Source organism: Rhodopseudomonas parapalustris (assembly GCF_053772255.1).
The window spans coordinates 213567-227841 of record NZ_JAMKBZ010000003.1 but is presented as its reverse complement, the minus strand read 5'-3'; the positions used below and the strand labels follow the sequence as shown (position 1 = coordinate 227841).

At 66.0% G+C, this 14275-nt stretch carries 11 protein-coding genes; 4 read left to right on the top strand and 7 right to left on the bottom strand.

Translation table 11 applies throughout. From position 1 onward, the window contains the following. Window positions 1-161: 161 nt before the first annotated feature. The 3 genes from M9H71_RS04545 to M9H71_RS04535 are packed head-to-tail and all read right to left on the bottom strand — an operon-like array spanning window position 162 to window position 3267. Window positions 162-1037, bottom strand: a complete 876-nt coding sequence (locus M9H71_RS04545; protein WP_455403895.1) for an efflux RND transporter periplasmic adaptor subunit — start codon at window positions 1035-1037, stop codon at window positions 162-164. A gap of 11 nt (window positions 1038-1048) precedes the next feature. Next, complete coding sequence (locus M9H71_RS04540) at window positions 1049-1258, bottom strand: DUF1656 domain-containing protein (protein WP_011157507.1); 210 nt, start codon at window positions 1256-1258, stop codon at window positions 1049-1051. Continuing rightward, complete coding sequence (locus tag M9H71_RS04535; protein ID WP_455403894.1) at window positions 1255-3267, bottom strand: FUSC family protein; 2013 nt, start codon at window positions 3265-3267, stop codon at window positions 1255-1257. Before M9H71_RS04535 ends, M9H71_RS04540 begins: the two co-directional genes overlap by 4 nt. A gap of 164 nt (window positions 3268-3431) precedes the next feature. Between M9H71_RS04535 and M9H71_RS04530 the strand changes: the two genes are divergently transcribed. Further along, the gene (locus tag M9H71_RS04530; RefSeq protein WP_455403893.1) at window positions 3432-4118 is read left to right on the top strand and encodes a TetR/AcrR family transcriptional regulator; all 687 of its coding nucleotides are present in this window, start codon (window positions 3432-3434) and stop codon (window positions 4116-4118) included. A 270-nt stretch (window positions 4119-4388) separates the two neighbouring features. Here M9H71_RS04530 and M9H71_RS04525 read toward each other — a convergent pair whose 3' ends face one another. The 4 genes from M9H71_RS04525 to M9H71_RS04510 all read right to left on the bottom strand — a co-directional run bounded on the left by M9H71_RS04525 (window position 4389) and on the right by M9H71_RS04510 (window position 8991). Next, complete coding sequence (locus M9H71_RS04525) at window positions 4389-5498, bottom strand: S-(hydroxymethyl)glutathione dehydrogenase/class III alcohol dehydrogenase (protein ID WP_455403892.1); 1110 nt, start codon at window positions 5496-5498, stop codon at window positions 4389-4391. Between the two features lie 98 nt (window positions 5499-5596). Then, on the bottom strand, window positions 5597-7120 hold the full coding sequence (locus tag M9H71_RS04520) for a helicase HerA domain-containing protein (RefSeq protein ID WP_455403891.1): 1524 nt from the start codon (window positions 7118-7120) through the stop codon (window positions 5597-5599). A gap of 126 nt (window positions 7121-7246) precedes the next feature. Then, window positions 7247-8263 carry an LLM class flavin-dependent oxidoreductase gene (locus tag M9H71_RS04515; protein WP_455403890.1) on the bottom strand — a complete coding sequence of 339 codons (1017 nt, stop codon included), beginning with the start codon at window positions 8261-8263 and terminating at the stop codon, window positions 7247-7249. A 104-nt stretch (window positions 8264-8367) separates the two neighbouring features. After that, window positions 8368-8991 (bottom strand): TetR/AcrR family transcriptional regulator, encoded by a 624-nt coding sequence (locus M9H71_RS04510; protein ID WP_455403889.1) that lies wholly within the window; start codon window positions 8989-8991, stop codon window positions 8368-8370. Between the two features lie 78 nt (window positions 8992-9069). On the opposite strand from M9H71_RS04510, the gene M9H71_RS04505 reads away from it, so the two are divergent. Genes M9H71_RS04505 through M9H71_RS04495 form a run of 3 tightly spaced genes read left to right on the top strand, consistent with a single transcriptional unit; the run spans window position 9070 to window position 14275 of the window. Then, window positions 9070-10158 (top strand): efflux RND transporter periplasmic adaptor subunit, encoded by a 1089-nt coding sequence (locus M9H71_RS04505; protein ID WP_455403888.1) that lies wholly within the window; start codon window positions 9070-9072, stop codon window positions 10156-10158. Continuing rightward, window positions 10155-11228, top strand: a complete 1074-nt coding sequence (locus M9H71_RS04500; RefSeq protein ID WP_455403887.1) for an efflux RND transporter periplasmic adaptor subunit — start codon at window positions 10155-10157, stop codon at window positions 11226-11228. The genes M9H71_RS04505 and M9H71_RS04500 overlap by 4 nt, the downstream gene beginning before the upstream one ends. Then, entirely contained in the window at window positions 11225-14275 is a 3051-nt protein-coding gene (locus M9H71_RS04495) for an efflux RND transporter permease subunit (RefSeq protein WP_455403886.1), read from the top strand. Before M9H71_RS04500 ends, M9H71_RS04495 begins: the two co-directional genes overlap by 4 nt.

Here is a 14275-nt window from a genome sequence, read left to right as displayed (position 1 = left end):
GCGCGCGGAGCGCGAGCCCGGAATCCATAACCACCGGTTTCTGTTTCTTGGACGAGCTTCGCCGCCTCAGTGCGTCACCGCGAGTCCAGGGACTATGGATTCCGGACTTGCGCGCAAGAGCGCGCAATCCGGAATGACGGAAGCTAAGTTGTGCAGCGTGTTCAGCCGCCGCGGCGCTCGATCACCACGGTGGCGGTGCGGCCGACTACGAGGCGGACCTCGGGCGGCACGTGGTCGAGCGCAATGCGCACCGGAATTCGCTGTGCCAGCCGCACCCAGTTGAATGTCGGGTTGACGTTCGGCAGCAGCTTGGCGCCGGCGCTGCGGTCGCGATCCTCGATGCCGCCTGCGATGCTCTGGACGTGACCATAGAGCGGGCTGCGCTCGCCCATCAACCGGACCTCGGCATGGTCGCCGACTTTGATCGACGGCAGCTTGGTTTCCTCGAAGTAACCATCGACGTGTAGAGTCGCCTGATCGATCAGCGCAGCGACGCCGGCGCCGGCGTGGACATAGGCGCCGGGACGGAGATCGAAATTGGTGATCAGGCCGCCGACCTGGGCGCGGACTTCCGAGCGGTCGAGATTGAGCTTGGCGATGTCGCGATCGGCCATCGCCTGATGTAGGGCGGCTTCGGCCTCGGCCTGGGCCGCGGTGATCTGCTCGCGCTTCTGCTCGGTGACGGCGTCGCTGCTGAGATTGCGATAGCGTGCCAGATCCTTGTTGGCGGCGTCGAGCGCGGCGACGCGACCTTCGACCGCGGCGTCGGCCTGGCGCAGCGCCAAGGTGAAGCGCTCGCGATCGATCCGGAACAGGATGTCGCCCTTCTTCACTACCTGGTTGTCGACGACCAGCACCTCGGAGACGAGGCCGGAGACGTCCGGCGCCACCGCGACGATGTCGGCGCGCACACGGCCGTCGCGGGTCCACGGATCGATCTCGTAGTGCACCCACAGCCGCCAGCCGATCAGCGCGGCGATCAGGACGCCGAGCGTGGTGACACTGAGGCGGACGAGCAGAAGCGGAGTCTTTCCCATGGCTGGCCCTTTCATTGCGGCCACCCCGAAACCAGGCCGAGTGCGACGAACACGATGACGACGAAGATGGTGAGGTTGAACAAGGTGTGATGCCAGACGAGGTGATAGAAGTTGAGCCACACCAGCAGGCGCGACACCAGGCTGGTGAGAATGAAGGCCGCGGCGGCGCAGATCAGGATGGTCGGCACGAACACGCCGAGGATGTTGAGTTCAGCAGTCATGGAAACTCCGCGCCGGCGAGTTGCGGCGGCTTGGCGGCCGGGAATAGGCAGCGGCGCAGGCCGACGAGGCCGAGCACCGCGCGCCGCGCGGTGGCGCTCGGCTCGTCGCGAACCGCGGCGAGGGCGCGGTCGAGCGTTCTGAGTAGTCCGGCCGGCGGCGCCGATGAAGCTGACGCGTAGTGCCGCTCCAGCCGGATCAGCAGCAGTTCCAGCCGGCGACGAGCGCCGCGCCGCAGCTCACGCCGGGCCCGGTGCAGGTCGAGAATGTTGAAGCCGGCCCGCAGCTCGCGCAGCGCTTCGGGCATGGTGTGGCCGGCGGCGGCGGCGCGCGGCGCCAGCAGCATCATTCGGTCGATCATCAGTCCCGCGACGCTGGCGCGCTGGTTTTCGCTGCTGATATCGGCGGCCTGCGCCAGCGTGGTGCGGTTGGCGTTGATCAGGCGCAGCGCGCTCCATTCGGCGCCGACAGGTCGCAGCACGGCGGTGACCAGCGCGGCCAGGCCGGTGCCGGTGATCACGGCGACGGTCGAGTTGAGGAAGCCCGCGGTATCGAAGCTGTACATCTCCTGCAGTGCGATCAGACTGGCGGTGTTCACCGCAAGACCAAGGCCGATCGGATAGGTGGCAGGCGCAGCCATCAGAAGGCCGAACAGAACGAAGGCGGGCGCCAGGACCAGAGCCAGACTCTCGAAATTGTGCAGCGCCGGCAGGATCACCAGCAGATAGAACGCCGCTGCGATGGCGGCCACGATGGTCCATTTGGTGAGGCCGACGATCGACGGATAAGGATCGTCGCGTGCCGCGAACAGGCTGGTGCCGATCGTCGCCATCATCGCCGCGATGCCGCCCGACGGCCAGGCACTGACGATCCAGAAGCTGCAGCACAGGATAACCGTGAACAGCGTGACGAACGCCGCGAGCAGGGCCATCCCGTGATCCTGATGCCTGACCACGGCGACGTGCTGTTCGATCGGGTAGTGCAGCGGCGCGTCGAGCGTGGTCACGTTGCCGGTGGTCGCTGCGGCGAGTGCGATGCAGTCGGACTGGATGTTGAGCAGGTCGCGCAGCCGCATCAGCAATCCGAGTTCGACGAGGTTGCGCCAAGCGGCGCGATGCGGCTGCCGATCGATCGCGGCCTGAACGTCGGTCAGCAGCGCGTCGCGGACCGCCGCATCGCCGGGCTCGTCGCCCTCCAGCCACACGCGGGTTCGCTCGACCAGCGCTGCCACCGGCGCCGACGGGCCGCCCAGCGGCTGGAGTTCGTCGAGGCGATCGGCGACCGACGACATCACCGGCAGCAGGAGCAGCATCCGTGGATGCAATTGCTTGATCCAACGCGTCGCGCTCTGGTCGAGATTGGTGTCGTAGCTGAGGAAGGTGACGAGGTTTTCGATGTCGGCGGAGTCGGCGGCGAGCTGCAGGCGGTGCGTCTCGGCGGCCGGGCTCTTGTTCAGGCTGACGGCGTCGCGGACGCTGGCATGGGCATGCTTGAACCAGGCCTTGACCCGCTGCGCCGCGAGCGGGCCGACCGAGCGCGGAAACACCACGCTGGAGACCACGGCCGCGCAGGTGATGCCGAGCACGATCTCCTCGGTTCGCGCCAGCGCGATGTCGAAGATCTGGTTCGGCGTATCGACGGTCGGAAAGCCGATCAGCGCGGTGGTGTAGCCTGCCAGCATTGCCACGTAGCTGCGCGGCGAACGGTCGAGCACCGAGACGTAGATGCACAGTGCCGACCACAGCGCGATCGTCAGTACCAGCAGCGGCGGCGCGCCAGCGAGATTGGGCACGATCGCCACCGCGACGCAGGCGCCGATCAGCGTGCCGATGACGCGGAACACCGCCTTCGACCGCGTCGTGCCGGAGAGCGGATGCGAGGTGATGTAGACCGTCGCCACCGCCCAATACGGCCGCGGCAGATCGAGCCACAGCCCGATCGCCATCGCCAGCATCGCAGCGGCGAACGTCTTGAACGCAAACAGCCATTGCTGCTCGTCGGGCAGCGACATCGGCGAAAAATCCCAAGATCCGGGTGAGGAGGGGCGTGCGGAGCCTTCCTGAAAGAGAAGGCTGGTGTCGCACGCGACCTTTACATAAATGACCATGGGGTCATTTTATGTCAAGATGACGGCCCGCCCGACATCGTGCCGTTTCGATCGCTCAGGACACCGCTATGCGTAAGCCGAAACAGACGCCCGGAAAAATGTCGACCAGCGATGCGCCGCATCGGTCCAAGCGGACTGTTCGCCCGCGCGGGCCGAGCCCGGACAAGACCGCGCAAACCAAAGCGAGCATCGTGCGGGCGGCACTCGCCGAGTTCCTCGATAAGGGCTTTGCCGATGCCACCATCGCGAGCGTGGCGCAGCGCGCCGGCGTCGCCAAGGGCACGCCATATCGTTACTTCGCGACCAAGGAAGAGCTGTTTGCCGGTGTGGTGCAGCAGGAGCTGGTCGGTGCGCTCGGCGATGTACTGGAGGAACGGCGTGGGCGGGACGAGAGCGTGCAGGCGTTCCTGCGCCGCACGCTGCTGATCGCGCTCGGCGAGATCGAACGCAAGGGTCGGGCGGCGATCGCGCGGCTGGTGATCGTCGAGGGCGTGCGGTTTCCGGCGCTGGTGGAGATCTATCGCCGTGAGATGTTCGATCCGGTGCTCGACCAGATCAAGCGCTTGGCGCCGGTGGCGCGCCGTCGCGGCGAGCTGCCCGACGATCGCCTGATCCGCCACCCGCATCTGCTGATCGCGCCGGTGTGGATGGGCATTCTCAATAACCAACTGATCGATCGCGAGCACCCGATCGACATTGCCGGACTGTTCGAGGCGCAGCTCGAACTGATGTTCTCGGGCAAGGCAGGGCGGTGAGGGGCGAACAGGACTTTGGCCGCTTTCGTCCCGCGAAAGCCAGCCGTCGTGAGTTCGGGCTGGCGGCAGGACAATGGCTCCGTCATTGCGAGGAGCGAAGCGACGAAGCAATCCAGCTCAGTGCATCGAGCCTCTGGATTGCTTCGCGGAGCCTGTCATCGGGCCGGCCAGAGGCCGGACCCGTTGGCTCGCAATGACTTGGAAGCGCTTCGCCCGATAACTAACTTTCGCCAGATGTGAGGGGTCGCTTCGATCGAGTGATGAACTGCTCTAGAACACCACCACCGAGCGGATCGATTTGCCTTCGTGCATCAGGTCGAAGCCCTTGTTGATGTCCTCGAGCTTCAGCACATGGGTGATCATCGGGTCGATCTCGATCTTGCCGTTCATGTACCAGTCGACGATCTTCGGCACGTCGGTGCGGCCGCGGGCGCCGCCGAACGCGCTGCCTTTCCACACCCGGCCGGTGACGAGCTGGAACGGGCGGGTCGAGATTTCTTTGCCGGCTTCCGCCACGCCGATCACCACCGAGACGCCCCAGCCGCGATGGCAGGCTTCCAGCGCCTGGCGCATCACATTGGTGTTGCCGGTGCAGTCGAAGGTGTAGTCGGCACCGCCGTCGGTGAGGCCGACGAGATGCTGGACGATGTCGCCCTCGATTTTCTTCGGGTTGACGAAATGGGTCATGCCGAAGCGACGGCCCCATTCTTCCTTGTCGTCGTTGATGTCGACGCCGACGATTCTATCGGCACCGACCATCTTGGCGCCCTGGATGACGTTGAGGCCGATGCCGCCGAGGCCGAACACCACGACGTTGGAGCCGGGCGTGACCTTGGCGGTGTTGACCACGGCGCCGACGCCGGTGGTGACGCCGCAGCCGATGTAGCAGCTCTTATCGAACGGCGCGTCGTCGCGGATCTTGGCGACCGCGATCTCCGGCAGCACGGTGAAGTTCGAGAACGTCGAGCAGCCCATGTAGTGATAGATGGTCTGGCCCTTGTAGGAAAAGCGCGAGGTGCCGTCCGGCATCAAGCCCTTGCCCTGTGTGGCGCGGATCGCGGTGCAGAGGTTGGTCTTCTGGCTCAGACAGCTTTTGCACTGCCGGCATTCCGGTGTGTACAGCGGAATGACGTGATCGCCCGGCTTCACCGAAGTCACGCCGGGGCCGACCTCGCGCACGATGCCCGCGCCTTCGTGGCCGAGGATCGAGGGGAAGATCCCTTCTGAGTCCAAGCCATCGAGCGTGTAGGCGTCGGTGTGGCAGATGCCGGTCGCCTTGATCTCGACCAGGACTTCGCCGGCCTTCGGCCCTTCGAGGTCGAGCTCGACGATTTCGAGCGGCTTCTTGGCCTCGAACGCGACGGCGGCCCGTGTCTTCATGGCGATCCTCCTGGCATCGGCAAAACTGCGATTGCCTCTCGTATCGCAAATCGGCGCGCCGACTTGAACCGTTTTCTGGCCTGACGGGGCGGCGAGGTTCACGCCGAGGCGGCGCGACGCTCTTCGTCTGCGGCCAAGTCTTCGTCCGCGTTCGGATCGCCGGGAGCGGTCGCCCAGGCGAGTTCGACCAGCGTCACGGTGCGGCGGCCGGCGCCGTCGAACTGGCAGACGATCAGGCCCTGTTCTTCGATGTAGGTCAGCAGCCGGCGGGCACGGCGCAGCGAGTGGGTGCCGTAGGCCCGCGCGATCGCGGCGTCGCCGGGGCAGGGCCAGCCTTCCTTGGCGGCGCGGGCGATGATCATGAACACGCCCTGCATATCGTCCGGCAGAGTGGAGGCGCGCAGCGTGACGTCCTGCCAGGCATCGTCCGCCGCCATCTCGGCGGTGAGGCCGGCGCGGGCGTGAGTCAGCATCCGGCGAAATTCGGTCATGTCCGGAATCGCGGTGGCGAGGCCTTCGATCCGGCAGCGGACCACGAACTCCTGATACAGCACGCCGATGGCGCGGAAGCCGGCGTCGGGTTCGGCGAGGATCGCGCGCAGGATCCGATCGAGCCGGTCGCGGCGCTCTGCGATCTGCTCGTCGCTCAGCGGCGGCGCCTCCGGCTCGGGCGCGGTCTCGATCGCGACGGACTTGGCCGCCATCAACTGGCTGAGCAAATCGGGCGCCGGCGTGCGGCGTTGCGACCGCGTGACCACGCTTTCCGGCGGTGGCGCGGCAAGGATCACGGCGCGCGCATCTTCGAGGCCCGCTTCCGGCAGCGGCATCAGGCGCGGCGTGGCGTTGCGCGGGTGCGTTTCGGTCGGCCCGATCCGCAGGCCGAGAGGACGCCGCGACAGCGCTGGTCCGAGCGCCATGAACTGGCCGCGCTCGAGATCGCGGAACGCTTCGGCTTGGCGCCGCTCCATGCCGAGCAGATCGGCGGCGCGCGCCATGTCGATATCGAGGAAGGTGCGGCCCATCAGGAAGTTCGAGGCTTCGGCCGCGACGTTCTTGGCGAGTTTGGCGAGGCGCTGGGTGGCGATGACGCCGGCGAGGCCGCGCTTGCGGCCGCGGCACATCAGATTGGTCATCGCGCCGAGCGACAGTTTGCGCGCTTCGTCGGAGACTTCGCCGGCGACCGCGGGCGCGAACAACTGTGCTTCGTCGACGACCACCAACATCGGATACCAATGGTCGCGCGCGGTGTTGAACATGCCGTCGAGATACGCCGCCGCGCGGCGCATCTGGTTCTCGGCGTCCAAGCCTTCGAGATTGAGCACCGCAGAGACGCGGTGGATGCGGGCGCGCTCGCCGGCGACCTGCAGGCCGCGCTCGGTGTGGTCCTCGGCATCGATCACGAGATGGCCGAAGCGTTCGGCCAGCGTGACGAAGTCGCCTTCCGGATCGATGATCGCCTGCTGCACCCACGGCGCGCTCTGCTCCAGCAGACGCCGCAGCAGATGCGACTTGCCCGAGCCGGAATTGCCCTGCACCAACAGCCGCGTCGCCAGCAGTTCCTCGAGATCGAGAGCCGCGGTTGCGCCTGAATTGGTTTGCCCCATTTCGATCGCAACGGTCATGGCTCGGCCCGAGGTCTCCTTTCGCGAGCAGGGGGCTTAACAACCTGGGCGCGCCGCGTCGAGCACCCGCGGCGGTTCCGTTCGGTGTTATGCACGCAGATCAGCGTTGCGGGCGCACTGTGCGAATCAGCGCCAGCCGAGCGCCGGCGCGATGTGGGTGAGGATGGCCTCGATCACATGGGCGTTGTAATCGACGCCGAGCTGATTGGGGATCGTCAGCAATAGCGTGTCGGCTTCGGCGATTGCCTCGTCCGCCTTGAGCTGTTCGATCAGCGCAGCCGGCTCGGCGGCGTAAGAGCGGCCGAAAATCGCGCGGGTCTGTTCGTCGAGATAGCCGATCTGATCCTGCTGCTCGCTCTCGCGGCCGAAATAGGCGCGGTCGCGGTCGTCGACCAGCGGGAAGATGCTGCGGCTGACTGAGACGCGCGGCGTCCGGGTGTGACCGGCTTCTTTCCAGGCTTCGCGATAGGCGCGGATCTGCGTCGCCTGCTGAACGTGAAATGGCTCGCCGGTCTCGTCGTTCTTCAGCGTCGAACTCTGCAGGTTCATGCCGAGCTTGGCGGCCCACACCGCGGTGGCGTTGGAGCCGGCGCCCCACCAGATCCGGTCGCGCAAGCCTTCCGAATACGGCTCGAGCCGCAACAGGCCCGGCGGATTGGGAAACATCGGCCGCGGGTTGGGTTGCGCGAAGCCCTGGCCGCGCAGCACGTCGAGCAGCACCTCGGCGTGGCGTCGGCCCATATCCGCATCGCTCTCGCCATCGGCGGGCTGATAGCCGAAATAGCGCCAGCCATCGATCACCTGCTCCGGCGAGCCGCGGCTGATGCCGAGCTGCAGCCGGCCGCCGGCGATCAGATCGGCGGCGCCGGCGTCCTCGGCCATGTACAGCGGATTCTCGTAGCGCATGTCGATCACGGCGGTGCCGATCTCGATGCGCTTGGTCCTGGCGCCGATCGCGGCGAGCAGCGGGAAGGGCGAGGCGAGTTGCCGGGCGAAATGATGCACGCGGACGTAAGCGCCGTCGGCGCCGAGCTGTTCGGCGGCTTGCGCCAGATCGATGGTCTCGAGCAGCGCATCGGCGGCCGAACGCGTGCGTGACTGCGGCGACCAATGGCCGAACGAAAGGAAACCGATCTTCTTCATGGAGGACAGCCTTGGGGATGTGAAGGCTGTAGATAGTGCATCCCGCGCCTCAGAAAAGCCTCGCGAGGCGCCAGAGTGTCAGCACGCGCGTCGCGGGTGGCGCGTCAGGGTTTCGCAAGACCGCGCAGCAGCAGATCGACGCTGGCTTCGGTGAAGGCGGCGAAATCGACTTCCTTGCGTGTACCGAACAGGAGCGACCACAGGCTGAGCAACACTGCCGGACTCATCACGATCTCGGTGAAGCCGGTCGCGGGCGCATCGCGGAATTCGCCAGCGGCGACGCCTTGTTCGATGACTTCCCTGAACTGATCGATGATCGGCGCCACAAATTCGTCGTGGTGGCGATCGACCAAGTCGGGGAAGCGGCCGCCCTCGGCGATCAGGAAGCGCAGGATTTCGCGCGACTCGCGGTTCTCCGCAATGTGGCCATAGGTGAAGGCGATCAGGCTGCGCAGCCGTTCGGTGGCCGAGCCGGGGAGGGTGAGTGCGTAGTCCTTCAGGCCCGGCAAGAACGATTGTGATTTGTGCCGGACCATTTCTTCGAACACCCGCTCCTTGGTGTCGAAATAGAAATAGATCGTGCCTTTAGTAACACCGGCACGCGCCGCGACGTCCTCGAGGCGGGTGGCCGCGTAGCCGTGCACGACGAACTCCTCGAACGCAGCGTCGAGGATTTCCGAGGGGCGCTCGGCCTTGCGGCGCGAGCGTTTGGTGGCGGCAAGGGACATGGGCGAACTCCGATCACGTAGTTTTACTATTGACTTTCGAGTCAGTCAATAATATTGTGCTGCAATGCGCTTGATCCAATGGGCGAATTTTTGATGCTTCGGCTGAGAACCGTGGTGCTGCTGCTAGTTGCTGCTTCCCTTGCCGGATGCGGCGAAGAGGCTCGGCGGGAACGCCCTGTCACGCTCGTGAAGACGGAGGTCGTTCACACCGAGCCCCGCCGCACGGTCATTCGGTTGACCGGCGACGTTCAGGCGCGCGTTTCGACTGAATTGTCGTTCCGGGTGAGCGGCCGGGTGGTCGAGCGGCTGGTGGACGTCGGGGCCCACGTCAAGGCGGGCGATATCTTGGCCCGGCTCGATCCGACCGAACAGCGCGCCGATCTGGTGGGCGCGCAGGCGGCGCTGACTGCCGCCGAGGCCCAGCTCCGTCTCTCCACCGCCACCTTCGAGCGCCAGAAGTCGCTGATGGCGTCGGGCTTCACCACCCGGGTCGCGTTCGATCAGGCGCAGGAGGGGCTGCGCGCGGCGGAAGGCTCGCTCGATACAGCCAAAGCTCAGCTCGGCATCGCCAAGGACGCGCTCGGCTACACCGAGCTGCGCGCCAGCGCTGCAGGGATCATCACGGCGCGCAACATCGAGGTCGGGCAGGTCGCGCAATCGGCGCAGGCCGCCTACACGCTCGCCGAAGACGGCGCGCGCGACGCGGTATTCGATGTTTACGAGGCGATTTTTCTGATTCCGGTCAGCAGCGATATGATCAAGGTGTGGCTGGTTTCCAATCCGGCGGTGAAAGCGGAGGCGAAGCTTCGCGAGGTTTCGCCGACCGTCGATCCGAAGACCGGCTCGGTCCGGGTCAAGCTGTCGATCGAGAATCCGCCCCCCGAGATGACGCTTGGCAGCGCGCTGGTCGGCGAGGGCTACAGCCGTGCCGTCGACAAGATCGTGCTGCCGTGGAGCGCGCTGACCGCCGACCAAAGCGGCGCCGCGGTTTGGTTGGTCGACCCCAATACCCATGAGGTGTCGCTGAAAAGCGTGGCGATCGAAAGCTACGAGACCGACTCGGTGGTGATCGGTGGCGGCCTAGCGGTCGGTGACCGCGTCGTGATCGACGGCGGTAAGATGCTGCGACCCGGCCAGATCGTCGCCGAAGCAGGAGGCGCCGCATGACCGCGCCACGGTTCCTTGCGGTGATCGCGGCGGCGCTCCTGGTCGCCGGCTGCGACGACAAGTCCGAAACCAAGCCGGTGGTCCGGCCGGTGCTGTCGATGGTGGTGGCGCCGCTGCAGGCGACCAATCTGGCGGTGGTCGGCACCGTCGAACCTCGGTTCAAGACCGACTACGGCTTTCGCATGCTCGGCCGCCTGATTGCGCGCCCGGTGAATGTCGGCGATCTGGTGGAGAAGGGCCAGACTTTGGCTGCGGTCGACCCATTCGCAGCCGAGCTGGCGGTGCGTTCGGCCCAGGCGGATCTTGCCACCGCGCAAGCCCAATTGGTCAATGCCAGCGGCACCGCCAACCGGCAGCGCACGCTGATCGAAACCGGTGCCACGACCAAGGCGACGCTGGACAGCGCCGAGCAAGGCGACGCGGCCGCGCAAGCCGCCGTGGTGCGGGCGCAGTCGGCGCTGACCAAGGCGCGCGAGCAGCTGAGCTACACCCAGGTCGAAGCGCAATATGCCGGCGTCGTCACGGCGGTCGGGGCGCAGGTCGGTCAGGTCGTCAATCCCGGCCAGATGGTCGCCACCGTTGCCCGGCCGGACGTCCGTGAGGCGGTGATCGACGTCGCCGAGGATCTGGTCGGCGTGCTGAAGATCGGCACGCCGCTGACCGTCGCGTTGCAGCTCGATCCGCGCGTGCGGGTCGAGGGCAAGGTGCGCGAGATTGCTCCGCAGGCAGACCAGGTGACGCGCGCGCGGCGGGTCCGCATCACGCTGGAGAATCCGCCCGAGACGTTCCGCCTGGGCACCACTATCGCCACGCTGATTCCGAACAAGCCGGGCCGTGGCTTCCGCCTGCCGTCAACCGCGATCCTGCGCCAGGGCGACCAGGCGAGCGTCTGGGTGATCGACACCGCCAAAGGTTCGGTCAGCAAGCGCAACGTGCAGATCGCGCCGGGCGACGACGGCATGGTTCAGGTCACCGACGGTCTCGAGGCCGGCATGCGGATTGTCACGGCCGGAGTTCATCATCTGCAGGAAGGCCAAATGGTCCGGTTCGAACGGGAAGTTACGCCGTGAAGTCGTTCAATCTCTCCGACTGGGCGCTGCAGCACCGTTCGCTGGTCTGGTACTTCATGATCGCCTTCATGGCGGCCGGGCTGTTCTCGTATCTCGACCTCGGGCGCGAGGAAGACCCCGCCTTCACCATCAAGACCATGGTGATCCAGGCGAAGTGGCCCGGCGCCTCGGCCGAGGAGACCACCCGGCAGGTCACCGACCGGATCGAGAAGAAGCTCGAGGAGCTGGAGTCGCTCGACTACACCAAGAGCATCACCACCGCCGGCGAGACGACGGTGTTCGTCAATTTGCGCGACACTACCAAGGCCCGCGACGTGCAGCCCACCTGGGTGCGGGTCCGCAACATGATCAACGACATCAAGGGCGACTTCCCGCAAGGTGTGGTCGGTCCGGCCTTCAACGACCGCTTCGGAGACGTGTTCGGCAACATCTACGCCTTCACCAGCGACGGCCTGACGCAGCGGCAGTTGCGCGACAAAGTGGAGGAAGTCCGCGCCAAGGTGCTGCAGGTGCCCAATGTCGGCCGGGTCGACATCGTCGGCGCGCAGGACGAGGTGATCTATCTCGAATTCTCGACCCGCAAGGTCGCCGCACTCGGCCTCGATCAGCGGACCATCGTCAGCTCGCTGCAGGCGCAGAACGCGATTACGCCATCGGGCGTGCTGCAGGCCGGACCAGAGCGGATCGCCGTCCGGGTCAGCGGCCAATTCACGTCGGAGGAGAGCCTCAAGGCGATCAATCTGCGCGTCAATGATCGCTTTTTCCCGCTGACCGAGGTCGCTACCATCCGCCGTGGCTATGTCGATCCACCGACCTCGCTATTCCGCTTCAACGGCGAACCGGCGATCGCGCTCACCATCGGCATGAAGGCCGGCGCCAATCTGTTGCAGTTCGGCGAGGCGCTGAAGGAGGAGATGAAGCGCATCTCCGCCGATCTGCCGGTCGGCGCCGAAGTGCATCTGGTGTCGGACCAGCCGCAGATCGTCGACGAGGCAGTGTCGGGCTTCACCCGGGCGCTGTTCGAGGCGGTGGCGATCGTGCTGGTGATCAGCTTCATCAGCCTCGGCATGCGCGCCGGCCTGGTGGTGGCGATTTCGATCCCGCTGGTGCTGGCGATCACCTTTATGGTGATGTCGTATTCGGGAATCTCGCTGCAGCGGATTTCACTGGGCGCGCTGATCATCGCGCTCGGCCTGCTGGTCGACGACGCGATGATTGCGGTCGAGATGATGGTGGCGCGGCTGGAGGTCGGCGACTCGCTCTCCAAAGCGGCGACCCACGTCTATACCTCCACCGCATTTCCGATGCTGACCGGAACGCTGGTGACGGTGGCCGGCTTCATCCCGATCGGCCTCAACAACAGCGCCGCCGGCGAATTCACCTTCACGCTGTTCGTGGTGATCGCGGTGTCGCTGCTGACGTCCTGGATTGTCGCGGTGCTGTTCACGCCGCTGCTCGGCGTCACCATCCTGCCCGACAAGATGGAGCACCATCACGAGACCAAGGGGCGGTTCGGCACGATGTTCAGTCGGACGCTCGGCTTCTGTATGCAGCATCGCTGGCTGACGATCGGCCTGACGCTGGCGGCATTCGCGCTGTCGCTGGTCGGCATGGGCTTCGTGCAGCAGCAGTTCTTCCCGAATTCCGATCGCAAGGAACTGATCGTCGATTGGAATTTGCCGCAGAACAGTTCGATCGCCGAGACCAATGCGCAGATGGCGCAATTCGAGCGTGAGGCGCTGGCGGGGCGGCCGGGGATCGATCACTGGTCGACCTATGTGGGGCAGGGCGCGCCGCGCTTCGTGCTGTCGTTCGATGTCGAGCCCTCCACCGCGACCTTCGGTCAGATGGTGATCGTGACCAAGAGTCTGGAAGACCGCGACCGGCTGCGGCCGGAGCTGCAGGCTTACTTGCGCAAAACCTTCCCGGGCACCGACGCGCTGGTGAAATTGCTCGATATCGGGCCTCCCGTGGGACGGCCGGTTCAATACCGCGTCAGCGGGCCGGACATCGCCAAAGTGCGCGGCTTCGCGCAGCAGCTCGCCGGCGTGGTCGCGGCCAATCCGCATCTCGGCGAGGTGGTGTTCGACTGGATGGAGCCGGCGCGGGTGATCAAGGTCGACGTGCTGCAAGACAAGGCCCGGCAGCTCGGCGTCACTTCCGAAGACATCGCCTCGACCCTCAACAGCATCCTCGACGGCGGAACCATCACCCAGGTGCGCGACGACATCTATCTGATCAATGTGGTCGGCCGGGCCAACGACGCCGAGCGCGGCTCGATCGAAACGCTGCGCAATCTGCAATTGTCCGGAGGCGGTGGTCAGACGGTGCCGCTCGCCGCGGTCGCAACGTTCCATTACGAGCTCGAACAGCCGACGATCTGGCGCCGGTCGCGTCTGCCGACCGTGACGGTGAAAGCCAGCCTCAACGACGAAGTCCAGCCGGCGACGGTGGTGGAGCAGCTGAAGCATTCGGTCGGCGAGTTCACCGCCAAGCTGCCGGTCGGCTATTCGGTCACCGTCGGCGGCGCGGTCGAAGAGAGCGGCAAGTCCCAGGCGCCGATCGTCGCGGTGGTGCCGATCATGCTGTTCGTGATGGCCACCGTGCTGATGATCCAGCTCCAGAGCTTCCAGCGGCTGTTCCTGGTGTTCGCGGTGGCGCCGCTGGCGCTGATCGGTGTTGTCGCCGCACTGCTCCCGAGCCGCGCGCCGCTCGGCTTTGTCGCCATCCTCGGCGTGCTGGCGCTGATCGGCATTCTGATCCGGAACTCTGTGATCCTGATCGTGCAGATCGAGCAGTTGCGCAGCGAGGGACGGCCACCTTGGGATGCGGTGGTGGAGGCGACCGAGCACCGGATGCGGCCGATCATGCTGACGGCGGCGGCGGCGAGCCTGGCGCTGATACCGATCGCACGAGAAGTGTTCTGGGGACCGATGGCTTATGCAATGATGGGCGGCATCATCGTCGGCACCGTGCTGACGTTGTTGTTCCTGCCCGCGCTCTACATCGCTTGGTTCCGGATCAAGGAGCCGACACAAGGGGCTTAG